23 protein-coding genes and 1 pseudogene are annotated in these 22,523 nt (G+C 68.5%); 11 read left to right on the top strand and 13 right to left on the bottom strand.

Annotated features, from left to right (window positions below):
* Positions 1 to 147 precede the first annotated feature (147 nt).
* Genes AWC03_RS16925 through AWC03_RS16915 form a run of 3 tightly spaced genes read left to right on the top strand, consistent with a single transcriptional unit; the run spans position 148 to position 3,203 of the window.
* A complete protein-coding gene (locus AWC03_RS16925; protein WP_338067426.1) occupies positions 148 to 1,104 on the top strand; it encodes an LLM class flavin-dependent oxidoreductase in 957 nt (318 codons plus the stop codon).
* A gap of 5 nt (positions 1,105 to 1,109) precedes the next feature.
* Complete coding sequence (locus AWC03_RS16920) at positions 1,110 to 2,183, top strand: NAD(P)H-dependent amine dehydrogenase family protein (protein WP_085241879.1); 1,074 nt, start codon at positions 1,110 to 1,112, stop codon at positions 2,181 to 2,183.
* 45 nt (positions 2,184 to 2,228) lie between these two features.
* Entirely contained in the window at positions 2,229 to 3,203 is a 975-nt protein-coding gene (locus tag AWC03_RS16915) for an LLM class flavin-dependent oxidoreductase (RefSeq protein ID WP_085241953.1), read from the top strand.
* Between the two features lie 18 nt (positions 3,204 to 3,221).
* Here AWC03_RS16915 and AWC03_RS16910 read toward each other — a convergent pair whose 3' ends face one another.
* On the bottom strand, positions 3,222 to 4,007 hold the full coding sequence (locus AWC03_RS16910) for a spirocyclase AveC family protein (protein WP_085241878.1): 786 nt from the start codon (positions 4,005 to 4,007) through the stop codon (positions 3,222 to 3,224).
* Positions 4,008 to 4,204: 197 nt separating this feature from the next.
* On the opposite strand from AWC03_RS16910, the gene AWC03_RS16905 reads away from it, so the two are divergent.
* Both AWC03_RS16905 and AWC03_RS16900 read left to right on the top strand, forming a co-directional pair.
* A complete protein-coding gene (locus AWC03_RS16905; RefSeq protein ID WP_085241877.1) occupies positions 4,205 to 4,858 on the top strand; it encodes a TetR/AcrR family transcriptional regulator in 654 nt (217 codons plus the stop codon).
* Positions 4,859 to 4,874: 16 nt separating this feature from the next.
* A complete protein-coding gene (locus tag AWC03_RS16900; RefSeq protein WP_085241876.1) occupies positions 4,875 to 6,077 on the top strand; it encodes a cytochrome P450 in 1,203 nt (400 codons plus the stop codon).
* A 107-nt stretch (positions 6,078 to 6,184) separates the two neighbouring features.
* Here the strand turns inward: AWC03_RS16900 and AWC03_RS16895 are convergent, their stop codons facing one another.
* From AWC03_RS16895 to AWC03_RS16870, 6 genes are all read right to left on the bottom strand, one after another.
* Positions 6,185 to 7,174: an alpha/beta fold hydrolase gene (locus tag AWC03_RS16895; RefSeq protein ID WP_085241875.1), complete on the bottom strand. Its 990-nt coding sequence runs from the start codon at positions 7,172 to 7,174 to the stop codon at positions 6,185 to 6,187.
* A 73-nt stretch (positions 7,175 to 7,247) separates the two neighbouring features.
* The gene (locus AWC03_RS16890) at positions 7,248 to 7,742 is read right to left on the bottom strand and encodes a lipoprotein LpqH (protein WP_085241874.1); all 495 of its coding nucleotides are present in this window, start codon (positions 7,740 to 7,742) and stop codon (positions 7,248 to 7,250) included.
* Positions 7,743 to 7,825: 83 nt separating this feature from the next.
* Positions 7,826 to 8,557, bottom strand: coding sequence for a hypothetical protein (locus tag AWC03_RS16885; protein ID WP_085241952.1), 732 nt, complete (start codon positions 8,555 to 8,557; stop codon positions 7,826 to 7,828).
* The gene (locus tag AWC03_RS16880) at positions 8,557 to 9,429 is read right to left on the bottom strand and encodes an LLM class F420-dependent oxidoreductase (protein WP_085241873.1); all 873 of its coding nucleotides are present in this window, start codon (positions 9,427 to 9,429) and stop codon (positions 8,557 to 8,559) included. Before AWC03_RS16880 ends, AWC03_RS16885 begins: the two co-directional genes overlap by 1 nt.
* Positions 9,426 to 10,208: an SDR family NAD(P)-dependent oxidoreductase gene (locus AWC03_RS16875; protein ID WP_085241872.1), complete on the bottom strand. Its 783-nt coding sequence runs from the start codon at positions 10,206 to 10,208 to the stop codon at positions 9,426 to 9,428. Before AWC03_RS16875 ends, AWC03_RS16880 begins: the two co-directional genes overlap by 4 nt.
* Before the next feature lie 7 nt (positions 10,209 to 10,215).
* Positions 10,216 to 11,013: an alpha/beta hydrolase gene (locus AWC03_RS16870; protein WP_085241871.1), complete on the bottom strand. Its 798-nt coding sequence runs from the start codon at positions 11,011 to 11,013 to the stop codon at positions 10,216 to 10,218.
* Between the two features lie 133 nt (positions 11,014 to 11,146).
* On the opposite strand from AWC03_RS16870, the gene AWC03_RS16865 reads away from it, so the two are divergent.
* Positions 11,147 to 12,025 (top strand): 5'-methylthioadenosine/S-adenosylhomocysteine nucleosidase family protein, encoded by an 879-nt coding sequence (locus tag AWC03_RS16865; protein ID WP_249025906.1) that lies wholly within the window; start codon positions 11,147 to 11,149, stop codon positions 12,023 to 12,025.
* Positions 12,026 to 12,028: 3 nt separating this feature from the next.
* Here AWC03_RS16865 and AWC03_RS16860 read toward each other — a convergent pair whose 3' ends face one another.
* Positions 12,029 to 12,883 carry a sulfurtransferase gene (locus AWC03_RS16860; protein ID WP_085241869.1) on the bottom strand — a complete coding sequence of 285 codons (855 nt, stop codon included), beginning with the start codon at positions 12,881 to 12,883 and terminating at the stop codon, positions 12,029 to 12,031.
* Positions 12,884 to 13,037: 154 nt separating this feature from the next.
* Between AWC03_RS16860 and AWC03_RS16855 the strand changes: the two genes are divergently transcribed.
* The 3 genes from AWC03_RS16855 (at position 13,038) to AWC03_RS16840 (ending at position 15,193) form a co-directional block, all read left to right on the top strand.
* A complete protein-coding gene (locus AWC03_RS16855) occupies positions 13,038 to 13,469 on the top strand; it encodes a hypothetical protein (protein ID WP_085241868.1) in 432 nt (143 codons plus the stop codon).
* Entirely contained in the window at positions 13,453 to 14,172 is a 720-nt protein-coding gene (locus tag AWC03_RS16850) for a TetR/AcrR family transcriptional regulator (protein ID WP_085241867.1), read from the top strand. The genes AWC03_RS16855 and AWC03_RS16850 overlap by 17 nt, the downstream gene beginning before the upstream one ends.
* 541 nt (positions 14,173 to 14,713) lie before the next feature.
* Positions 14,714 to 15,193: an MPT63 family protein gene (locus AWC03_RS16840; RefSeq protein ID WP_085241866.1), complete on the top strand. Its 480-nt coding sequence runs from the start codon at positions 14,714 to 14,716 to the stop codon at positions 15,191 to 15,193.
* Between the two features lie 37 nt (positions 15,194 to 15,230).
* Here AWC03_RS16840 and AWC03_RS16835 read toward each other — a convergent pair whose 3' ends face one another.
* The 3 genes from AWC03_RS16835 to alsS form a co-directional block, all read right to left on the bottom strand.
* Complete coding sequence (locus tag AWC03_RS16835; protein WP_085241865.1) at positions 15,231 to 16,376, bottom strand: glycosyltransferase; 1,146 nt, start codon at positions 16,374 to 16,376, stop codon at positions 15,231 to 15,233.
* Positions 16,377 to 16,461: 85 nt separating this feature from the next.
* Positions 16,462 to 17,259: an acetolactate decarboxylase gene (gene budA / locus AWC03_RS16830; protein WP_090423333.1), complete on the bottom strand. Its 798-nt coding sequence runs from the start codon at positions 17,257 to 17,259 to the stop codon at positions 16,462 to 16,464.
* A gap of 5 nt (positions 17,260 to 17,264) precedes the next feature.
* Positions 17,265 to 18,947 carry an acetolactate synthase AlsS gene (alsS, locus tag AWC03_RS16825; protein ID WP_085241863.1) on the bottom strand — a complete coding sequence of 561 codons (1,683 nt, stop codon included), beginning with the start codon at positions 18,945 to 18,947 and terminating at the stop codon, positions 17,265 to 17,267.
* 45 nt (positions 18,948 to 18,992) lie between these two features.
* On the opposite strand from alsS, the pseudogene AWC03_RS16820 reads away from it, so the two are divergent.
* Positions 18,993 to 19,583: pseudogene (locus tag AWC03_RS16820) on the top strand (SRPBCC family protein); the annotation flags it as partial.
* A gap of 38 nt (positions 19,584 to 19,621) precedes the next feature.
* Positions 19,622 to 20,329 carry a TetR/AcrR family transcriptional regulator gene (locus AWC03_RS16815; RefSeq protein ID WP_085241862.1) on the top strand — a complete coding sequence of 236 codons (708 nt, stop codon included), beginning with the start codon at positions 19,622 to 19,624 and terminating at the stop codon, positions 20,327 to 20,329.
* Here AWC03_RS16815 and AWC03_RS16810 read toward each other — a convergent pair.
* Both AWC03_RS16810 and AWC03_RS16805 read right to left on the bottom strand, forming a co-directional pair.
* Positions 20,326 to 21,852 (bottom strand): FAD-dependent monooxygenase, encoded by a 1,527-nt coding sequence (locus tag AWC03_RS16810; RefSeq protein ID WP_085241861.1) that lies wholly within the window; start codon positions 21,850 to 21,852, stop codon positions 20,326 to 20,328. The two genes, AWC03_RS16815 and AWC03_RS16810, sit on opposite strands and share 4 nt — an antisense overlap.
* Positions 21,845 to 22,492 (bottom strand): TetR/AcrR family transcriptional regulator, encoded by a 648-nt coding sequence (locus AWC03_RS16805; RefSeq protein WP_085241860.1) that lies wholly within the window; start codon positions 22,490 to 22,492, stop codon positions 21,845 to 21,847. Before AWC03_RS16805 ends, AWC03_RS16810 begins: the two co-directional genes overlap by 8 nt.
* Positions 22,493 to 22,523 lie beyond the last annotated feature (31 nt).

Raw genomic sequence — 22,523 nt, 5'->3', positions numbered from 1 at the left:
ACCCACGTTCCGATTCGGAAGCTAACAGCCGCGGGCAGGCCGGGTCAAGGGTTTAAGAGAGCAAGTACTATCCTAGTGAACAAATTTTAGGTTAGTCTGCAGCGGTGAGGATGACGCCGGCCGCCGATGTTCACCCTTAGGTTCGACATGCGGAGCCCGGGGTGGGCCGGGCCGGCCGCCGAGCTGTACCCGGCGGCAATCGAGATGTGCGCCTGGTCGGAGGCTCGGGGCGCGGTCTTGGTGGTGCTCTCCGAGCATCACGGCACCGACGACGGCCACCTACCCGCCCCGCTGACGTTGGCGTCCGCGATCGCGGCAAGGACGCGCGGTCTGGCGATCCTGCTAGCCGCCGTGCCCATTCCGTTGTGGGATCCCGTCCGGCTCGCCGAAGAGATGAGCGTGCTCGACCTCATCAGCGCGGGGCGGGTGTCGTATGCGTTCGGTATCGGACATCGACGCGAGGAGTACGACCACTTCGGCGTCGACATGGCCGCCCGCGGCCGCACGGCGGACGAAATCCTCGCCCTGCTCGGGCCGCTCGTGCGGGGTGAGTCCGTCGGATATCGCGGCCGCACAATCCGTGTCACGCCGGCGTGCGCTTCACCCGGTGGGCCGACGATGCTGATCGCCGGCGGCAGCAAGGCGGCCGCGGGGCGGGTGGGCCGCTACGGCCTCGGGTTCGTTTCCCAAACGGAGTGGCCCGGGTTGAAGGAATTCTACGAAGCGCAGTGCCGCGCTCACGGGCATGAACCGGGAATGGTCCAGTTTCCCGCCCCGGGCGTCCCCACAGCGGTTTTCGTCGCCGACGATATCGATGCGGCGTGGGACGAACTGGGGCCCCACCTGTTGCACGACGCGGTGGCGGCGGCCTCGTACCGACCCCATGACGATTCCGTCGCCAGCATCACTCGCGCCGGCAGCGTGGCAGCGCTGCGCGAAGAGGGCGGCCCGTACCGCATTTTGACCCCGGACGAGGCGATTGACTACGTGCGCGGTGGACGGCCGCTGCCGCTGCACCCGCTGTGTGGCGGCCTCGCGCCGGACGTTGCGTGGCCGTACCTGGAACGCGCGGCGGCCGCCGCCGCGCGTCCGCACATCGAGTGAGGGGAATGCCGGTGGCTATTCGTACCGTGGTGTGGTCCACCGGGGGAGTCGGGGCGATCGCGATCGACGCCGCCGCCCGCCGACCCGACCTGGAACTGGTTGGTGTCTGGGTGCATTCGCCGGACAAGGTCGGCAAGGATGCCGGCGAGTTGGCCGGCGGCGAGCCGCTGGGCGTGGTGGCCACCGACGACGCCGACGCGCTGATCGCCCTGTCGCCCGACTGCGTGGTGTACGCGGCCAGCGGTCCCGAGCGCGACGGGGCCGCGGTTCCCGACTATGTGCGCCTGCTGGCTGCCGGCATCAACGTCGTGTCGACGTCGTCGACCAGCCTGGTGTACCCGCCGTCGTATTTCGCCCCGCAATGGCGCGACCAGCTCGAGGCGGCGGCCGAGGCCGGCGGTGTGTCGTTCTACGCCTCGGGCATCTTCCCCGGGTTCGCCTCCGACCAACTCGCCCTGCTGATGACCACACAGTCCAAGAGCATCCGGCGAATCACCGCGAGCGAGGTCGCGCTCAACGACCACTACCCGGTGGCCGACGTGATGATGAACGGGATGGGCTTCGGCCGGCCGCTGGATTTCGAGCCGATGCTCAAGACGCCCGGATTCATCGAGATGGCCTGGAAGGCACCGATATTCCTGATGGCCGACGGCCTCGGGGTGGAAGTCGCGGAGGTGCGCGGGTCGCTCGACCGCGAGTTGACCGATCGCGACATCGAGGTGGCGTTCGGCACCATCAAGGCGGGCACCTGCGGCGCCGTGCGGACCCGCGCGGCGGGGGTGGTCGACGGTCGCGAGGCCATCGTGATCGAACACGTGATTCGAATGGCCCGCGACGTCGCGCCCGACTGGCCGACCTCGGACTCCGACGCGACCTATCGCGTCGACATCAACGGCGATCCCGACATCCACTGCGTGATGACGCTGGGCAGGGCCGAAGGCCATGCGGCCGGGCGGGCCGCGATGACATCCACGGCGATGCGGGTGGTCAACGCGATCCCATACGTCGTCGCGGCGCCGTCCGGCCTGCTGAGCTCGCTGGACATCCCGACGACTCTGCCGCGTTACGCCTTCGGCTGATCATGTAACGTGCACCACAAAGACGGGGCCAGCGAGGAGTCTGCCGTGTACACACTGCGCTTCGACATGCGCGATCCTGAATGGGCCGCGCCGGCAAGTGATCTGTACGCGGCGGCACCGGAAATGTGCGCCTGGGCCGAGGAGCACGGCGGCCTGGCCGCCGTGCTCTGTGAGCACCACGGGTCCGAGGACGGCTACCTGCCGTCACCGCTTCTGCTGGCCTCGGCGGTGGCCGCGCGAACGCAGCGTCTGGCGCTGAGCCTGATCCTGATCCTGCCGTTCTACGAAACCGTGCGTCTGGCCGAGGACATGGCCGTCCTCGACATCATCAGCAACGGGCGGGCGTCCTACATCCTGGCTTTGGGTTACCGGCCCGAGGAGTTCGAGCACTTCGGCGTCCCGATGAAGACCCGCGGCCGCCTCTGCGACGAGAAACTCGCGCTGCTCCGGCGACTGCTTGCCGGTGAAACCGTCGTCGACGAGGGGCGGCGGATCACCGTGACGCCGCGCCCGCTGACGCCCGGCGGGCCCGGGCTGATGTGGGGCGGCGGAACTTTGGCGGCCGCCCGTCGGGCCGGCAGGTACGGCCTGGGCATGCTGGGCAACGCCACTGCGCCGGGCATCCAGGAGGCCTACGAAGAGGCCTGCCGCGAGCACGGCCACCAGCCCGGGCCGACGATGTTTCCCAGCCGCGATACGCCCTCGGTCGTGTTCGTCGCCGACGACGTGGACCAGGCCTGGAAGGAGATCGGCGAGCATCTGCTGCACGACGTGCGAACCTATGCCGCGTGGAATCCCGGGGACGAGACGACGGCCGGCTTCTCGCACGTGAACACCGTCGACGAGCTGCGCGCCACGCCCGGCTCGCACATCATCATCTCGGTGCCGGAAGCGGTTTCGCGGGTGCGCAATGGCCAGGTGCTCAACCTGTCCCCGTTGTGCGGCGGGCTGCCACCGGACGTCGCGTGGCCGTACCTGCGGCGCGTGGGCGAAGTCGTGCTGCCCGAGGCGCTCGGGTGACTGCGCTGGCGCACTTGACTACTCGGGTTGGTTCGGTACGCCCGGGAACAGTTGTTCCGTCGGCCCGGCGGTCACCCAGCCGCCGAGCTTGGTGACCAGGTGGGGCGCGAAAACCGCGCCGTAGAGGACGTTTCCGATCACGACCACGGCGGCGACCGACAGCAGTGATGCGCCGAGGTGACTCTTCGACCTGTGCTCGGCCCACATCTCGATGACGTTGCGGCCCTGCGCGTCGGTGCGGCCCAGCAGATAGGTGAACACCATCATCTGGATGGCCATCGCAAGGGAGTCATAGAGCGGGTACTGATGCACCGTCCCCTCGCGGATCGCCAGCCCCGGAATCACCCGGCCGTAATAGAACACGCCGAGCTTGGCGCCCAGGTACCCGTTGAAGAAGAGCGCCCAGCAGAAGCCGACCACGAGACCGACCACCAATAACGTTGGCGGCCTGCGCCATCCGAATCGGTCGCTCAGCCACCGTCCGAGCGCCGTGCCCGTCACGGCCGGCAGCACGAAGTAGGAGATGTAGCCGACGGGAACGAAGAGGGGCAGGCCGCCCCAGGTCACGTTCAGCGGCCACCACGACGGCATGCGTGGGATGGCAGGCGGGAACTGCGCGTACATCGCCCAGTCGTAGGGCGCCTCGATCCACGAGAACGAGATCGCCGAGATGCACAGCAGCAGGAGTGGGTGCAGGCGTCGCCGGCGAACGCTCAGGTACACGCCGAGGGCGGTGAACCCGATGCCCCCGACGAGCGCGAAGTCGCTGGCCGCCTGCATTACGGGCGTCATCTGGGAGCTCACTGGTCGTGTCCTGGAGTCCGACGGGCCTGCGGGTCGAAACGCAGCACCAGCCCGAAGATCAGGACGATCAGGCCGAACAATGTGCCCAGCATGATGACAGCGCCCACGGCCGCACCCCATTCCCATCCGAGCTCGACTCTTGAGATAGTGCACACTACTCTAAAGGCAAGTCAACCATCGGCAAGGAGCGAACGTCAGTGGCGCAACGGCCTTCCCCGAAGACGAGCACCACGGTTGCGGCCACCCGCCGGCCCCGTGGCGCCCCACGCGGGCTGCTGCTCGATGCCGCGCGGACGCTCTTCGCGCGCCGCGACTACCGCAGCACGACCACCCGCGAAATCGCCCAGGCCGCAGGGGTCACCGAACACCTGCTGTTCCGTCACTTCGGTTCGAAGGCGGCGCTGTTCCGCGAGGCGCTGGTCTTGCCCTTCACGAGCTTCGTCGACGAGTTCGGCCGGACCTGGCAGGCCGTCGTCCCCGAGGAAACCGACGAGGACGAACTCGCGCGGCATTTCGTCGGGCAACTCTACGACGTGTTCGTCGAACACCAGGGTCTGCTGTTGACGCTGATGGCGTCCGAAGCGCTCAGCGACGAGGAAGCGGCCGACGCCGGCATCCCGGAGGTCCGGCGGGCGGTCGGGGCGCTCGGCCGGATCAGCGCGGAGGGCATGAACCTGCGGGGATTGCGGGCGGACCATCCGGACCTGCCGGCCCACTCGACGGTGGCGATGATCGCCGGGATGGCCGCGTTGCGCTCCACCTATTTCGGTGCCAGGCCGCCGTCGAGACAGGTGATCGTCGAGGAACTCACCCAGGCCGTTCTGCACGGCTTCCTGCACCGAAACGACTGAGCGAAGGGGACTGAGCATGACGGGCACCAGCACGATCGACCTGTACTACGACCCGTTCGACTCCGGCATCGACGACAACCCGTACCCGGTGTGGAAGCGCATGCGCGAAGAGGCGCCGCTGTACTACAACGAGAAATACAACTTCTACGCGCTGAGCCGCTACGAGGACGTGGCGCGCGAACTGCACAACTGGCAGACCTACCGATCGGGTCGCGGGACCACCGCCGACATCTTGTTCGCCAATATCGAAGTGCCACCGGGCATTCTGCTGTTCGAGGACCCGCCGCTGCACGACCTGCACCGGCGCCTGCTGTCGCGGGTCTTCACGCCGCGGCGCATGCTGGCCGTCGAGGACCTCGTCCGCGGGTTCTGCGTCCGCGAGTTGGATCCGCTGATCGGCGCGGGCGGATTCGACTTCATCGCCGATCTCGGTGCCATGATGCCGATGCGGACCATCGGTTACCTACTGGGCATTCCCGAACAGGACCAGGCCACGATTCGCGATCGCGGCGGGGCCTACATCGAGTTGTCCGACGAGCGCGACCCCGCCGCGGTCAACGCCAAGCTGTTCGAGGAAAGCATCGTCGTGTTCGCCGAGTACATCGAATGGCGGGCCGATCACCCGTCCGATGACCTGATGACGGACCTGCTGCAAGCCGAGATCGAAGAACCCGACGGCACGCGGCGGCCCTTGTCCCGGACCGAGGTGCTGGCCTACACCGCCATGATCGCCGGCGCGGGGAACGAGACCACGGCCCGGCTGATCGGCTTCATGGGTCAGCTGCTGTCCGATCACCCGGATCAACGCCGCGAACTGGTCGCCGACCCGTCGTTGATCCCCGGCGCGGTCGAGGAGACGCTGCGCTACGAGGCGCCCTCGCCGGTGCAGGCCCGGTACGTGGCCGAGGACGCCGAACTCTACGGCCGCGTCGTGCCGGAGGGCTCATACATGTTGTTGCTCAACGGTTCCGCCAACCGGGACGACCGCCGGTTCGCCGACCCGGACCGCTATGACATCCACCGCGAGGGCGGCCACCTGAGTTTCGGCCAGGGGCTGCACTTCTGCCTCGGCTCGGCGCTGGCCCGGATGGAAGGCCGGGTGGCACTCGAGGAGGTCCTCAAACGCTGGCCCGACTGGGAAGTCGACTATGCCAACGCGCAACGGGCACACACCGCCAGCGTGCGCGGGTGGGCCCGCCTGCCGGTCGTGACCGGGTAAACAGGGCTCGCCCCGCCGAGTGTGAAGTTAGTTTCACGCTGGCCCTCGAGCGTGAAGTTAGTTTCACGTTCGGGCAGGTGAATAACGACTGCGATAGGCCAGCCGAGCTAGGAAGCGCTTTGGTCCACCAGCACCGCGCCGTCGGGTTGGTTGCCGAGCGTCTGCAGCGCAATGTCCCCACCCTGGGCCGTCAGCCGGACGATCTGGGCCAGCTGCCCCGGCGCGTCGCATTGCAGGTAGTGGTCCGCGCCCGGCACCACCCAGTAGCGGTTGCGGCCGGGCTTGGTCTTCAGATACGTGTGCCAGACGTGGTTGGGGACGCGCAGCGGCGCGACGTTGTCGTGTAGCCCCCACACCACCGTGGTGTTGACCGGGCTGGTGGAAAGCGCCTCCAGCCAACCCGTTTCGTCGGCGGCGCGCTCGTGCAGGTATTGGATGGTGTCGGGCAACACGCGGATCCCGTCGTTGTGGGCGAAGCACTTCGCCAACGCGGCGATCTCGGGGTCATCGAGCGTGCGCCGCGGCATGAACGTGCTGGCGCCCAGGCCGGCCGCCAGCATCTCCGGCGTCGTCGCCGCGGCGGTGGGCCGCCCGGTGTCGGGGTCGAGCAGCGCGGTCTGGAAGGCGGTGAGGTTGGACAGCGGCAGGTAGATGTTGGCGTTGGTCACAATGAGGTCGACGGGCACGACGGGCGGATCCAGCGCCGCCAGCATCTCCAGCGCGATCATGCCGACGCTGCTGCCGCGATCGTGGGTGAGCATGCGGAATTCGGTCAGTTTCCATAGCTGGGTGATCGCGTAGACGAGCAGCCGCGCGTCGTCGTAGAGCGAATACACATACGGCTCAGTGGGTTTGTCGGACAGGCCGTAGCCGGGAAAGTCCAGCAGGTGGATGTCGAACTCCGAGCCCAATTCGCCGGCGAGGGCGAAATAGTCGATGCTCGACGTGGGAAAGCCGTGCACGAGCACCAGGGCGGGGGCGCCCGGGGTGCCGCAGCGGCGACTGAACACCGCGACCTCGTGCGCATCGTTGGCGGCGGTCGTCGACCGCCACCGCAGTTCCGTACCGCCGGTTTGCCACTCCTCGAAGATGTCCAAGCTGCCAGCATCGCAGAGCTCAGGGCGATAGACAACCATGCCGCTAACGCAAGCCCGCGGCGGGGCGCCGCGGTTACGGGCAGGTGACGTGGATCCCGAAAGTCACCGCGCGCGTGCCACTTTGGCCGGGGGTGGTCGCCTGGCCCGTCCCCGTCACGGTGTAGCTCTTGCCCTGCTTGGTTGCCTGCACCTGGGTTGCGGACCTGGTTGCCTGGTAGGGCAGCTGATACTGACCGGTGCTCAGCGCGAGCGAGACGGCGAATCCGTCCACCATGGGCGGTTTCTCGTCCGACAGGGCCAGCGAAACGGACGCCGTGTCGTCGTGCACGCTGATGTGGGTGGTGAGGTCCCCGGATTCCGGCGGCGACGCGTCCGGTTGGGCCGCCGAACTGGTGCAGGTGACCTCCGCGGTCATCGTGTGCTTGTTGCCGTCGATCATGACCGTGGTGCTCGGGGGAGTCGGACTCGAACTCGGGGCCGACGCCTGCTGGCTTCCTTTGCCGGAGCAGCCGGACAGACCGGCGGCCAGCACCAGCCCGGCCGCCACGAGGATGTACGGATTCTTCATCTCACCTCCTTGCCAGCGGCGACTATAGATCCCCTTCGTTTCGGGAAGGTCTCATTTCTCTGGCGACCAGTCAACCGCAGGGTTTACCGCCAGGCTTCCCAGCTGACCATGCTGCGTAGCGGCCCGGCGAACAGCGGCCGTACGGCCGATGACCGCCACCGCTGTTCGATGACGGGGGCCAGCGCGTCGGTCGTGGTCAGCGGGTCCTCATCGAGGTAGATGACGGTGATGTACTGGTGGTCGGTGCGCCATCCCCGGGGCAGGTGGCTCCAGCCCGCGCTGGAACCGAAGGTCCACGCGCCGGCCGTGCCGCGCACGGCGAGCAGCGCGGGGTGGTGCTCGGTGTGCAGCCATTGCAGCCAATCGTCGGGGCGGCGCCCGTCGACGGGTTCCTCGACGATCAGCACGACGCCGCGGTGCGGCCGAAACGGCACCACCTCGGCGGAAACCAACGCCCGCGGCGCGGATTGCCACTGCAGCAGGCGCAGACCGGCCACCTGTAAGGAGGGCCGGACGACGGGAAACCGACCGTTCTCGCGCAGCGCGCGGCCGAGCGTGACGAAGTCGTCGAAGGTCTCTTCCACGGGGTCACCGACGAGGTAGTGCACCGCGTTGCCGATCTCGCCCAGGGCACCGTTGGCCGCCAGGCGGTGCGCGGGGTAGTCGCCGTCGGCGATCCAGCGCAGCCCGTACACGATGCCGGGCAGTTGGTATTGCTCCGGCATGTGATCGAGCAGGTGCCAGCGCAGGTAGCTGCCGTCGTCATCGGCCGGCGCGGCGGCGGTGAGGCTGAAGATGCCTGCCCTGATGCGTATCACGGTCCGCCGCCGGGGGAGTGCAGCTCGGCGAGCGCGTGCAGATGGTCCAGGTAATGCTGCAGCGACGTATGCCGGAAGACGGCGGGCACGATGGTGGCGCCGTGCGCGGCGGCCTCACCGATGGCATCGCGGGTGCGCTCCGGCTCGTCGATGGGGTCCAGCGGTGCCGGCGGTGGCAGGACGACCTCGAACCCGGGCCGAAGGTCGAAGCGGCTCAACCAGTCTCGCGCTTCGCGCAGGCTCACGCTGAAGGGCGCCCAACCGTCGGCCAGGCTCGCGGCGCGGCGCAGCGACCGCAGGGTCCGGCCGCCGACCCAGATGGGGACTCGGTCCTGCACGGCGCACGGGTCGACGACCATGCCGCCGAACGAATAGAACTCGCCGCGGTAAGCGGGTTCGGGCACCGACAGCGAGGCGCGCAGCGCCCTCAGCGCGTCGTCGCCTCGCGGTCCGCGGTCGTCGAACGGTGCGCCGATGAGGTCGAACTCCTCTTTGAGGCTGCCGACGCCGACCCCCAGGACGAGCCTGCCGCCGCTGACCTTGTCCAGCGTGCCGTAGCGCTTGGCGATCTCGAGCGGATGGTGGTATCCGAGCACCAGCACGTTGGTGGCCAACCGGATTCGCCGGGTGCGGGCGGCCAGGTAGCCGAAGGTCGCCAGTGGATCCCAGTAGCGGGTGCCGCGGCGGTGCGTCTCGGCGGCGGGCAGGGCGATGTGTTCGCTGCAGGTCAGGTGGTGGTAGCCGAGCCGATCGGCGGCTTCGGCGACCCGCGTCAGGTCCTCGATGGATGCGGTTTTCTCCCAGTCGCCGCTGGCGTTCGGAAACATCGTCACCACGGGGGTGGCCACCGAGAGTCGTGGGGCGCTCATCCCTGCATGTATCCTCCGGCGTCGACGGGGATCGATTGCCCGGTAATGGTCCGGCTTTCGTCGCTGGCCAAAAACAGCGCCAGGTTGGCGACGTCGTCGGGCGTGGAGATATCCTGCAGGGCAACGCCTTTGACGGACCTATCGCGTTGGGTCGCAAAGTCGACGCCGCGTTCGTCGGCGGTGCGCTGCACCCATCGGCGCCACAGCTCGGTGTCGATCGAGCCGGGCACGATGCAGTTGCACCGGATCCCGTATGGGCCGACCTCCAGCGCCACGGTCTTGGTGAACGCCCGCAGTGACGCCTTCGCGGTGACGTAGTGGCTCTTGCGGACGATGCCGGAATAGCCCGCCGTGGAGGAGAAGTTCAGGATGACGCCGCGACGGCGCGCCAACATCGACTGGTTGAGCACTTCCCGGGTGCACAGCATCGCCGCGGTGACATCGACGGCGATGGTGGCGTTCCAGTTGTCCAGGGTCTGCTCCCAGATCCAGCGGTCCTCTCCGGGCGTGGCGGCGTTGTTGCACAAGATGTCGACGTGGCCGAATTCGTCGACGGCGCGGGCCACCATGGCCGCGACGTCGTGCTCGTCGGTCACGTCGGTGCGCATCGCGATCGCACCGGGGCCGGCCGCGTCGGCGGCGGCGCGGACGAGCTCTTCGCGGCGCGCCGCCAGCAACACCTTGGCGCCTTCACCGACGAACCGCGAGCCCAGCACGGGTCCCAGACCGGTGCTCGCCCCGGTGATGATCGCCACCTTGCCGTCGAGGCGGCCCGTCATGGCGCAGTCACCTTGCGGGCACACATGTCTCGAGCCACGCGTGGATTCGTTCGGCGACGGCACGCCACCCGGGGTCGAGCATCATGTCGTGGCTCATCTTAGGGAAGAACTCGGCTTGGGTGCCGTAGGCGGCCGCGGTGGCCCGAACTTCCCGCACGGTGAAACAGATGTCATCCTCGGCTCCCAGCACCAGCAGCGGTGTTTTCACGAGATCTGGCTGGGGAAGCTTGCGCCACAACATGTCGATCGCGATCCTCAGCGCGAACTCTTCGTCGAGTGCCGCGGCGTAGCGCGCCACATCGGCATCGGCGGCCCACTGCGAGAAGAAGGTTTCGCGAGCCAATTCCGGTGTGCCGCCGACGCCGCGCAACGACCTGGTCCTGGCCAGGCCGCTCGTGGTGTACCACGGGTGGCGCTTGAGCCTGCGCGCCAGGAAGCCCAGGATCCCGCTGGGGGGAACCGAGGCGAGCAGCACGGCCGCGGCCGCCTCGTGTGTTTCCAGGTATTTCTGCACCACGAAGCCGCCCATGGAGTGGCCCACCACCACCGGCCGCCCGGGCAGCCCGTCGGCGACCGCGGCGACGTCCGCGACGAAGTCCGTGATCGAGCAGAACCGCATCGACCGCGGCGCCGGGCTGTTTCCGTGACCCCGCAGGCTCACCGCGAGCGCTCGGTGGCCCTTGTCCGCGAAGAAGTCCAGGAAATGCTCGTCCCAGCACCAGGCGCCGTGCCAGGCGCCGTGCACGAATAACACCGGCGGCTTGCGGGATTCGCCGCGCGGCGGTCGTTCGATCACTTCGAGCATGAGCGTGACTCCTCCGTGGGCCGCGCCCCGGGTCGGCTGCACCGCCGCTGAGACTAGCCGCTGGCCCACCCATGCAGGGCGGGAATCAGCAAAGGTGCGCCGAAGGACGCCCGGACGGGCGTTTACTGGGCCGGTGGCTGCTGACGCGGATCGCGGCACGACGCGCGTGCTGGTGTTGTCGGCCTTACCGGCCGAGGCCGACGCGGTGTTGTGCCACACCGCGCTCGATCCCGACCCGGTGGTGGTCGCCGACCGCCGGCACTTCTATCGCGGCTCGATCGCCGGCACGAGGGTGATCGTGGCGATGACCGGCATCGGCCTGGTGAACGCGGGGGAGGCCACCGCGGCCGCCTTCGCCCGCTTCCCGCGCGGGGGCTCCGATGCGATTGGCGCGGTGGTGTTTTCGGGTGTCGCCGGCGGGGCGGGCCGCACCAGGATCGCCGACGTCGCCGTGCCGGCCCGCTGGAGCCTGGACCATGGCGAAACGTTTCGCCCGGTCGACCCCGGCATGCTGGCCACGGCCGAAAGGCTCTCCGTGGCACTGGACGGCGCGATCGGCCGGATCGATCTGCGGCGCAGGCCGCGCGTCGTCGTCGGCGGTGACGGTTGCAGTTGGGACAACAACAACGGGGTGGCGTTTCCCTGTATCCCGAACGGCGGCGACGTTTTCGGCTGCCAGCCCCGCACTGTGCCCGACCGGTCCCTGCGGTACACCGGCAATTTCCGGCAGGCGGCGGGCCGCTGGCTGAGGAGCGCCCTGATCAGCAACCTGCACCTCGTCTCGACGTCGGACCCGGCCTTCGAGGCGACGGACATGGAGACCGCGGCCGCGCAGGCCGTGGCCGACGCGCACGGGGTCCCCTTCCTCGGCATCCGGGGCATCACCGACGGGCCGGGCGATCCGCTGCACCTGCCGGGCTTTCCGGTTCAGTTCTTCTGCTACAAGGGAATCGCGGCGACCAACGCGGCCCGGGTCACCGCGGCCTTCCTGGAGAGCTGGCCCGGTGTCTGATCGTTACCGTGGGCCGCGGGCGACCGCGCGGCCCGGGTCCGAGCACCACTCGGACCACGACCCGGGAAACAGCGCCGCCTCCCGGCCCACGGCCGCGAGCGCGGCGACCGTGACGCTGGCGGTGATGCCCGACCCGCAATAGGCACCCACCGCGCCGTCATGGTCGATCCCGCGGTCGGCCAGCAGCCGGGTGAGCGCGGGGCCGCCGGCGAACGTGCCGTCGTCGGCCAGGACGGCGGTGCTGGGCAGGTTGTGGGCGCCGGGGATGTGGCCGGCGGCGGGGTCGAGTGGTTCGACCTCTCCGCGGAAGCGTTCGGGTGCGCGCGCATCGAGGAGCGTCATGGTGCCGGCGCCGGCCTGTTCGGCGGTGAGGGTCGGCAGGGCACCGGCATACAGATCACCGTGCGGCACAGTCACATTCCCGGGGTGCGGGGTCACCTCGCCGGTTTCCAGGTTCCGCCCGGCCTTTCGCCAGGCGGCCAGGCCGCCGTCCAGGATGCGGACGTCGGGCAGCCCGGCCGTCCTCAGCACCCACCAGGCGCGCGCCGAACCGGCGCGATTCCAGTCGTCGTAGACCACCACCGGTGAATCCTGTCGGACTCCCCATCGGCGCGCGGCGGCCTGCAGCCTGCCTCCCGACGGCAGCGGATGGCGGCCGCGGTCCGGGATCGTGTGATCGCTGAGTTCCTCCTCGAGGGACGCGTACACCGCGCCCGGTAGGTGGCCCTGCAGGTAGGCGGGCCGCCCGTCCGGTTCGTCGAGCCGCCACCGCACGTCGAGGATGGCCACCGGTTCGCCGGCCTCGATGAGCGCGGCGAGCCGCGCGACGCTGATCAACACCTGGTCCCGGGCTGTCACCGCTTCGCCTCCCGATCGTCTGCACCGAGCCTAGCGGCCGCGCGAAATGCGGCCTCGCTCCGCAAAAGCGTCCGACTGGCTAATTTACCGACCAGCGGTCTGTTATACCGACCAGCGGTCGGTTATGCTCCCTCGAGACTATGGAGGAGGCGCAATGAGCACATCCGGGCAACCGCAGACCCGTACCCGCATGTTCGCCCGTGTGTTGGGCCCGTACCTCACGATCGTGCCCACCACGGTCGCGGTCCGGGGCTCATACATGCAGGAACTGTTCACGGAGTTCAAGGCAAATCCGATGTGGCCCTGGCTCTATGGGGCCATTCTGTTGATGGGCGGCATCTTCATCATCGCCTTTCACCAGTATTGGCGCGGCCCTGCGGCGATCATGGTGTCCGCCGTGGGCTGGTTTTTCTCGATACGTGGAGTGCTGCTATTGACCGTGCCAAGGGCGTACGACGCGGCCGGCAACGCCATTTACAGCTCGGGTGCGACGGTGGCGATATGGGTGCTGTTCATCTGCCTCGCCTCCACCGGGCTCTACCTGACGTACGTCGGATGGAAGCCAGAGCGTGCCGCGGGTAGTTAAGCATCCCGACGTCCGGCGCGTGGAGCTGCTTGACCGGGCGACAGCGCTTTTTCTGCGTGATGGTTATGACAACGTCAGCCTCAACGATCTGATCGCCGACGCTGGGGTCTCCAAAGGTGCCTTCTACCATTGGTTTCCGTCGAAGGACGCGTTGATCGCCGCATTGGCCGAGCGCAGCGCGCGCGATGCGTTTGCCGGTGTCGAGGCCGCCGTCGCCGCCTGTGGCGGTGACGCGCTGGCCCGGCTGAACGCGGCGCTACGGGCCGGGTTCGACGTCAAGATGGAGATGGGTGTGCCGGAGCATCTGGCCGCAATGGCGTCGTTGCTGCGCCCGGACAACGCCCACCTCTACGGACGAATACTGGCCGTCGAAGAAGCGCTAGTCCTGCCGTTGCTGACCCGCCTGATCAACGATGGGGTCGCCGACGGTGTCTTCGGCACCTTCGACCCCGAAGGCGTCGCCGACATGATCTACGGGCTCGCCGCGCGCACCAACTCCGCGATCCTCAAGGTGTTGCAGGCACCTGACGAGGCCGCCCGTGAACGCGAGATCGACAGCATGGCAAAACGTTTCAAGCTGCACGGGCTCGCGACCGATCGCATCCTCGGACTGCCGGACGGCAGCGTCACCACACTCACGCGAGCGCAGGTCGAAGCGCTGGTGTCCGCGCTGCCAGGCAACTGGTCGCAGGCCAAAGCATGACCTTGCAGCTTCCGGCCCTCACGCCCGCGCAAGAGAGCCTGGTTCTCACCCTCGGGGGGCAGCGCCCTCGACTGCCGCTTGCCGCGGCCCTGTCTGGGCGACACCATGGCCGACGAGGTTCTGACGGAAGCGGGCTACGACCTGGCCCGGTTTCCCGCGCTGACAACCAAGTTCCTTGACCCGCCCCCCTTCAGCCGCAGCGATGGGTCGGCAGCATCAAACTGGTCGACGAAATTCTCCTCACCCGGGCCCCGGGGTTGCGCAGCTTCCACCCTTGCTGCGCGCGACGGCACGGCTGGCGGCTCCCAGCGCGCGCATTTCCCGGCTGGTCGGCACCGTAGTGGTTGTCTACCGATTCTGAGTTCGCGACCATTTCCCATTTCCACCGTGGGCGGCGAATGTCGGGCCATTCGGTTGGGCGGAGGTCCCTGAACTAATGGGTCAAATGGCCCTAGCGAAAAGAAAATGTGCGAGACACGGTGAATTCTTCGGAGTCGATTAGCGGCAAATGGTTTTGCCGCTCGAACGAGGAGGAATACCGGTGAAGATCAGCAGGACGATCATGGCGGTAGCAGCCGTCGTAATGACCGCCATTGGTCTGAGCAGCGCACCGAGCGCATCGGCCACCACCTATCCGGTGGTCGGCAAACTGGGCAGCGAACTGACGATGACCGACACCGTCGGACAGGTTGTCTTTGCATGGACGGTCAGCAACCTCCAGCCCAGCACCGACCCCACCCCCGGCTACACCCCGGCCGGCAAGCTGTGGGAAGCCACGGCTACCGTCAGGTCAATTCGGGGCACCGTCACTCCAGCGATTTCCCAGTTCAACGCCGTCGCCCCGAATGAGGCCGCCTATCGGGTTCTGTGGTACGTCGCGAGCCCGACGAACATCAGCGGGGCAACCATTCCTGACGGTGCGCAGGCGACCGGCAAAATCCACTTCGACGTTACGGGTCCAGCGCCGACCATGGTGACGATGAACAACGGGATGGAAGACCTGCTCATTTGGGGGCCGTAAGCCCTCGGCCCCGCGGCGAGACCGCGCGCGGGTGAGGTTATGCGGTGTTCTCGGATTCGGGGCGCGGATCCTGCAGCGCCGGCGCCCCCAACGAGGCCAGCATGCCCGTCGCCGCCCGGTGCCAGGTGAAGTCCTCGGCGCGGCGGCGGGCCGAGACGCGGCGGTAGTGCTCGGGACGGCTGGTGACCGCGCCGACCGCCCGCGCGATCGCGGCCGGGTGGTTGTCCGCCGAAGCGCCGCTGTCCGGGGTGATGATCTCGGTCAACGCCGAGGTCCGGGATACCACCGCCGGTGTGCCGCAGGCCAGTGACTCCAGCGCGGCCAGCCCGAACGTCTCGTGCGGCCCCGGGGCCAGCGACACGTCGGCGGAGGCCAGCAGCCCGGCCACCGTGTGACGATCGGAGACGAATCCGGTGAAGTCCACCGGCAGCCGGGCGGCCTGCCGTTCCAGCCTGGCCCGCAACGGGCCCTCGCCCACGACGACGAGCCGGGCGTCGACGCCGGCATGGCACAACTCGCCGAGCGCGTCGATGCTGCGGTCGACGCGCTTTTCCACCGACAGCCGGCCACAGTGAACCAGCAGCAACTGGCCCGGCGCGGCCCAGCGGCGCCGTACCAGGTACGAGTGTCGGCGCGGGTGGAACGTCTGCAGATCCACGCCCAGCGGGACGGTCACGGTGTTCGTCGCGCCGATGCGGTCGAATTCCTCACGCGCGAAACCGGTCGTGCACACCACCGTGTCGTAATCGGCCGCCGTGCGCGCGTTGGCCAGGTCGGCGAACTTGATCGCGGTGCGACGCGGAAGTACCTGCCCCACAAGGCGATCCAGCCGTTCGTGGGAGATCATGACCGTCGTGGCGCCGTGGTTGCGGCCCCACCGGCCCAGCGACCGCAGCGTGAGCCGGTCGGACACCTCCAACGCGTCGGGCCGCAACGCCTCCAGCAGCGACTTGACCGGGCGGGGCAAGACCGCGCGGTAGCCACCGGTGAGCGGAATCAGCCGCGCCGGCAGGGTGATTCGCACGACGCCGGTGCGCAGCTGACTGCGCTCGGCGCGCTGGCCGGGGACGATCAGGAACACCTCGTGCCCGTTGGCGCAGTATTCGGCGCCCAGCCGGTCCACCGCGGTGCGAAGGCCGCCGGAGCGAGGGCCATAGAAGTTGGCGACCTGTACTACGCGCATACCGTGAGGACACGCGGTGCGCGTGTGCGTTCAACAATGTGGACTTGACGCTGGCCTGAACAGTCCATGAATTCCGCCGATCGGGCTACGTTCGCTCACCCCTCGGGCCTTCGGCTTTGTCGATTCGGTCGGCGATGTCGGCGCCGGACAGCCGCGCGTCGAGGAAGTCGCCGGAGGTGGGCAGGCTCAGATGCAGTTGTGACGCCCCACTGATCGCGACCTCTCCCCGCTCGAGGGTGAAGTCGAGGATGTGTCCCCCGCCGGTGCGGTCGGCGTTGAGGAAGTGCAGGTGATAACCGGCGACGGAGATGCCTTGCTCGAAGTCGGGGGTGCGGAACCCGACCACCGTGCCCGTGACGTCGGTGAAGACGGTCTCGGCCTGTTCCTCGGTGGCTTGGGTCAGCGGGGGGTAGGGCGGCTTCTGCGCCATCACGGTGCGGGTGTGCAGCTCGGCGAAGCGCCCGGTGATCCGGACGGCGTAAATGAGGTTGGGGCTGGTGATTTGGCGGTCGATGGCGGCCGTCAGCTCGGTCCGGGTGGTGCGGCCGTGGATCGCGATCTCGAGGTCGTTGTGGAATCGGGTGACCGCCGCGAACGGGCTGCGGTCGGTCGGCGCTGCCCGGCTGGCGGAGCCGTCGGCGCGCAACCGGTAGCAGACGCCGTCGAGAATGACCATTTCGCCGTCGAGGTGATTGAAGGTGCCCAGCCCGAAGTCGCCGTGGCTCAGGATCTCGGCCACGGTGACGTCGCCGTCGTAGACGCCCTCCAGTAGGGCGCCGATGGTCGAGAACTGGTACACCTCGGCGTCGTTCGCGCGTTGATGGGTGAGCAACGTTGCCGCCCAATGGCGGAAGCGTTCGTAGGCGCCGGTAGGGGTGTCCATGGTCCTCATTCGAAGGGGTCGTCGTGCAGGTGTGCGGCGAGATCGGTGTTGCGGCTGTAGTCCACCGGGACGTCGATCAGGGAAGGGCCGTCCTCGGCCAGCGCCTGGCGCAGGGTGGTGGTGAATTCGTCCAGCGTCGTCACCCGATAGCCGCGCGCACCGAAGGCCGTCGCGTAGGAGACCAGGTCGTAGTCGCTGAGCTCCACACCGGACTTGCGGTCGTACTTGAGCACCTCCTGGAAGCCGACCATGTCATAACTGTTGTCGCGAAACACGATGTGGGTGAAGGTCAGCCCCAGATGCGTGGCGGTCGCGAGTTCCTGGGCGGAGAACAGGAATCCGCCGTCGCCGGAGACGGACACCACCTGCGTGCCGGGACGCACCAGACAGGCCGCCATGGCCCACGGCAGCGCCACGCCCAGGGTCTGTTGCCCGTTGGAGAACAGCAGCCGCCGCGGCTCATACACGCGAAAATGGCGGGCCATGTAGATGTAGACCGAGCCGATGTCGCAGGTGATGGTGGCGGTGTCGTCGAGTTCTTCGCGCAGCCGCAAGAGGACGGCGACGGGGTTGAGGGCTGGGCCTTCGGGCGCCGCCTGCGCGGCCGCTAGGTCGATGTCGTTCAACGCTTTTCGCTGCGCGGCGATCTCGTTGCGGTAGTCGCCGGTCAGGGTCAGGCCGGCGAGCTGGCCGGTCAACGAGGTGAGGGTGGCGGCGATGTTGCCCCGCAGTTCGAGGGTGGGTTGATAGTGGTTGTCGATGTCGGCCGGAACCGAGTCGACGTGCACGACGGTGCGGTGCACGTCGGTGTTCCACAGCACGGGGTCGTATTCGACGGAGTCGTATCCGATGGTGACCAGGACGTCGGCGTGGGCGAGGACGACGTCGCCGGGCTGATTGCGGAACAGCCCCACCCGGCCCAGGAAGTTGTCCTCGAGCGCGCGGGAGATCACCCCCGCGGCCTGGAAGGTTTCGACGACGGGCAACCCCGTGGTGGCGACCAGGGCACGCAATGCCAGGCAGCTGTCGGGGTCGGCGCCGCGCATACCGACCAACAACGCCGGCCGGCGCGCGGCGCGGATCAGCTCGGCCGCCTTCGCGACGGCCGCTGTCGGGGCGGCCGCTAACGGCGGGATCGGTTGCGGCCCAGGGATGTTTGCCGCGGTAGGGGCGGCCAGGACGTCGGCGGGCAGCACCACGGCGGCGGCTCCGCGCGGTTCGCTGAGTGCGGCGCGAAACGCACCGATGGTGGCCTCGGCGGCGTTGCCGGGGTCGTTGACCTCGCCGGTGAATTTGGTGACCGTCCTGAGCATCGCGGCGGCGTCCATGGACTGGTGCGTGCGTTTGAGCCGGTCCTCCCGGCGCACCGCGCCGCACAGCGCGACCACCGGATCCTGTTCGGTGTTGGCGGTCAGCAGGCCGGTGGCCAGGTTTGTGGTACCGGGGCCCGACGTCACCAGCACCACGCCGGGGATCCCGGTCAGGCGGCCGATCGCCCCGGCCATGAAGGCGGCGTTCTGTTCGTGGCGGCACACCACCAGCGGCGGGCCGGAGTCCAGCAGGGCGTCGTAGACGGCGTCGATCTTCGCGCCCGGCACGCCGAAGACGTACTGCACTCCCTGCGCCGACAAGACGTCCACGATCTTCTGCGCGCTGCGCACGGGCTCACCGGGGTTCGTGGGGGCCATGCACCCAGCCAAGCACGGGTCGGGGCGTGTTGCAGAACGGCCAGGTCGAGAAGGGGGTATCACGACCACCGCGAATTCACCTCCGAGGTGTCGTGGAAGGGCGCTCTGGAGGCGTTCGCGGAGGGCTACCATTTTCCGTTTGTCCACGGGGAGAGCCTGATTGGGCAGAACGCGCTGCCGAACGTGGCGATCTACGACGAATACGGCAAGCAACATCGGCTCGGATTTCCGTTCAACTGGATCGCCAACCTGGACGCCGACCCCGGCGGGTCATGGGACGTCCGGGACAACATGGGACTGATCTACTGGATCTACCCGAACCTGATCCTGGCCAACAGCAACGTCGGGGTGGAGGTCATCGACATCCTGCCCGCCGGCACCCCGACCCGCTGCACCGTGCGGCACAGCTGGTTGGCGCGGGTCCCGGCGACCACCGACGACCAGCGGCACGGCTACGACATGATCTACGACGCGGTACACGCGGCGGTGCGCGACGAGGATTTCGCGATGCTGCCGCAGTGCGGCGAGGGTGTGCGCCGGGGCCAACATGACCATATGGTCATCGGCCGCAACGAGATCGGCGTTCAGCACATGATCAACGTGTTCGCGGGCGAAACCGGGATCGCGTTGATTTAAGCTCTCATGCGAACATCTTCGACGTGAGGGCACCGTAGATGCGCAGACATGGCTGGGCCGGCGCGCTGCCGTCGAGCGACGACGAAGCCATCGCCCGCATCGTCGCGGCGGCGAGCCGCGCGATCGAGCAGTCGGGCCCGGACATCACCATCAGCGACATCGCACGCGAGCTGGGGGTCACCCGGCAAACCGTGTACCGCTATTTCCCGAGTACCGATGCGTTGCTGGTGGCGACCGCGTTGTCGGAGGCGGGCCCCGCCCTCGACCGGTTGGCCGCCCACGTGGCGGACATCCGCGACCCCGCCGAGGCGGTGGTCGAGGGGATTGCGCACACTCTGGAACTGCTTCCCCAGGACAAGTACCTCGGGCTGCTTCTGACCTCCGAGAAGGCAGTGTTCTACTCGGCGAGCGTGACCTCCGATGTCGCACTGGCGCTCGGCCGCTCCATCATCGACCGCTTCAACGTCGACTGGGACAGCGTCGGCATCACCGGCGACAGGCGCGACGGCCTGGTCGAATTCATGCTCCGGATTCTGCAGTCCTTCATCGTCGACCCCGGACGACCGCCTCGGTCGGGCGCCGAGCTGCGGGAGTACCTGCGCCAGTGGGTCGCTCCGGCGATCGCCCACTTCCAGCCCGTCGACGGAGATTCGAGTGTGCGCTCGGGGCCTCGAGTGTGCGCTCAGGGCGGCGACACGCCGAGCGACGCCGCCATAGGCGCACACTCGGCGAATTTTTCCACCTAACCGCTGGACCGCGGCCCGAACCAGCGCCGCAGCGCCGCGTGCAGGCGGGCTTCGTCGGCCGCCCCGAATTCGCTCGCGGCCCAGGCGACGTACCCGTCGGGCCGAATCAGCAGTGCGGCCGCGGGCGGTTCGTCGAGCGTCGCGGTCACGATGTTCACCCGATCGCCCCACCCTGACGCCGTGGCCGCGGCGCCGCCGTCGAAATCGAGCAGCACCGGGCGCGCGCTGTGCAGCAGTTCGGTGACCCGCCGGCCATCCGCGAGTGTCAGCTCGGGTACGGGCCAACCCGACAACGGGTGGTCGTCGCCCACCTCGTATCGCACGTCGGTGCCGGCCAGCAACGCCGCCATGTGCCTGGCGACGTCGGGGAGGGTGAACAGTTCGCCCAGCAGCGTGCGGAGCGCGCCGACTCCGGGGCCCGGGTACATCAGCGCGGTCTGCGCCTGCGAGTGCATCATCACGCGTTCGCCGACGGGATGCCGTTCGGATTCATAGGTGTCGAGCAGGCCGGCCGGCGCCCGCCCGTCGAGGTGGGCGGCGAGCTTCCAGCCCAGGTTCATGGCGTCTTGCAGGCCCAGGTTCAGGCCGGGGCCGCCCATGGCGCTGTGGACGTGGGCGGCGTCGCCCAGCAACAGGACCCGGCCTTCGCGGTAGCGCTCGGCGTGGCGGGTGTTCTGCCCGTCTATCCGGCGAAGCGCATGCGGCCCAGCGCCTTTCGGCTCGTCGAAGGGAACCTCGACACCCAGGACACGACGGGCACTTGCGAGCACTTCGGCCACGCTCATCGGCGTGTCCTCGACCGGCTGCCCGAACTCCAATGTGCCGAACAGGGATCGACCGGGTTCGAACTCGGCGTAGATCACCCCGCCGCGGTCCAACCGCGTGTGGCCCAGGGGGAGTCGGCCGAACCCGGGAATGTCCACGCTGCCGTCGGAGCGGCGGAGGTGGTCAGGAACGTGCACGTGGGCGAGCCGGCCCACCACGCCTTCCAGCGTGGTACCGGGGAAGTCGATTCCCACCGTCTTGCGGACCAGGCTGCGTCCGCCATCGGCGCCCACCAGATGTCCGGCGTCGATGCGATAGTCGCGTTCGGGGGAGGACACCTGCAGCACCACCGCGTGCTCCTCCTGCTGCAGCCCCGTCAGTTCGTGTCCCCAGCGCAGGTCGACTCCGAGATCGCGGGCCCGCTTTTCCAGCGATCGCACCAGCCGGGGCTGGGGCATGACCATCGCGTACATCGGATTGTCTTCCAGGCCCAGGAAGTTCAGCGTCATCGCGGCGAACATCCAGCCGTAGCTGGGCCGCGGCGGCTCGGCGTCCCCGGTCAACTCCCGGTACATGCCGCGCATGTCGAGAGCCCGGACCACCTGTCCCACAAGGCCGTTCGCCTTCGGCTCGTCGCTCGGGCCGGGCAGGCCGTCCAGCACGACGGGTCGGATGCCGGCGAGCGCGAGCTCGCAGGCCAGCATGAGCCCGTTGGGGCCGGCGCCGGAGATGACGATGCCGGCCTGTTCGTCAGCCATGGGATGTCTCCATGTGCTTGGCGGGTTCGGGCAGGCCCGCGCTGACCGCGGCGAAGCCGGAACGGATCAGGTCGGTGATCGGGACCGGCGGGTCGGCCCGTACATAGGCCTCCGCCGCGGCGTCGCCGACGGCGCGCACGATGGCCACGACCAGCCGCGGGTACAGGTCGTGTTCGGGATCGGTGCCGGTGCGCTCGGCGATCACCGCGAGCCATTCGTCGAATAGGTCCTGCGGGAACGCGTTACGCACCTGTGGGTTCATCAAGATCTTGCGTACCTCGACGAGTTCCTGGCGGCTGCGCATCTGGTTCTCCTGCCCGTAGACCTCGCCGAAGTCGGCTTCCAGGGGTTCGAGCACGGCGTGTAAGACCGCCGTCCACAGTGGCTCGTCGGCGGGGCGTTCCCGCAACGCGGAAATGCTGAGGCGCAGGCGCTCGGTCTGCCGGTAGGCCAGTGCCTCGTACTTGCCGCCGAAGTAATTGTTGAAGGTGCGCACCGAAACTCCGGCCAGGCCGGCGATGTCCTCGCGCGTCACGTTGTCCAGTCCGCGTTCGAAGGCCAGGTGGAGCGCGGCGTCACTGAGCGCACGTCGGGTGTCGGCCTTCTTGCGCTCGCGCAACCCGCGCGGTGGTTCGGTCATGACGACCACCCTACGGAAAACATGCCCGGTG

Origin of the sequence: Mycobacterium europaeum (assembly GCF_002102155.1) — a bacterium.
GTDB classification, from domain to species: domain Bacteria; phylum Actinomycetota; class Actinomycetes; order Mycobacteriales; family Mycobacteriaceae; genus Mycobacterium; species Mycobacterium europaeum.
Note: the sequence above shows the minus strand (reverse complement) of the source record. Positions and strands in the feature narration are given on the sequence as shown.

Bases quoted from the DNA above. Each gene is read 5' to 3' on its own strand.
- AWC03_RS16925 (WP_338067426.1), top strand. From the start codon at position 148: ATGCGGAGCCCGGGGTGGGCCGGGCCGGCCGCCGAGCTGTACCCGGCG.
- AWC03_RS16920 (WP_085241879.1), top strand. From the start codon at position 1,110: ATGCCGGTGGCTATTCGTACCGTGGTGTGGTCCACCGGGGGAGTCGGG.
- AWC03_RS16815 (WP_085241862.1), top strand. From the start codon at position 19,622: ATGCGCAGACATGGCTGGGCCGGCGCGCTGCCGTCGAGCGACGACGAA.
- AWC03_RS16890 (WP_085241874.1), bottom strand. From the start codon at position 7,742: ATGAAGAATCCGTACATCCTCGTGGCGGCCGGGCTGGTGCTGGCCGCC.
- AWC03_RS16880 (WP_085241873.1), bottom strand. From the start codon at position 9,429: ATGAGCGCCCCACGACTCTCGGTGGCCACCCCCGTGGTGACGATGTTT.
- AWC03_RS16835 (WP_085241865.1), bottom strand. From the start codon at position 16,376: ATGCGCGTAGTACAGGTCGCCAACTTCTATGGCCCTCGCTCCGGCGGC.
- AWC03_RS16870 (WP_085241871.1), bottom strand. From the start codon at position 11,013: ATGCTCGAAGTGATCGAACGACCGCCGCGCGGCGAATCCCGCAAGCCG.
- AWC03_RS16875 (WP_085241872.1), bottom strand. From the start codon at position 10,208: ATGACGGGCCGCCTCGACGGCAAGGTGGCGATCATCACCGGGGCGAGC.
- AWC03_RS16855 (WP_085241868.1), top strand. From the start codon at position 13,038: ATGAGCACATCCGGGCAACCGCAGACCCGTACCCGCATGTTCGCCCGT.
- AWC03_RS16810 (WP_085241861.1), bottom strand. From the start codon at position 21,852: ATGGCTGACGAACAGGCCGGCATCGTCATCTCCGGCGCCGGCCCCAAC.
- AWC03_RS16805 (WP_085241860.1), bottom strand. From the start codon at position 22,492: ATGACCGAACCACCGCGCGGGTTGCGCGAGCGCAAGAAGGCCGACACC.
- alsS (WP_085241863.1), bottom strand. From the start codon at position 18,947: ATGGCCCCCACGAACCCCGGTGAGCCCGTGCGCAGCGCGCAGAAGATC.
- AWC03_RS16900 (WP_085241876.1), top strand. From the start codon at position 4,875: ATGACGGGCACCAGCACGATCGACCTGTACTACGACCCGTTCGACTCC.
- budA (WP_090423333.1), bottom strand. From the start codon at position 17,259: ATGGACACCCCTACCGGCGCCTACGAACGCTTCCGCCATTGGGCGGCA.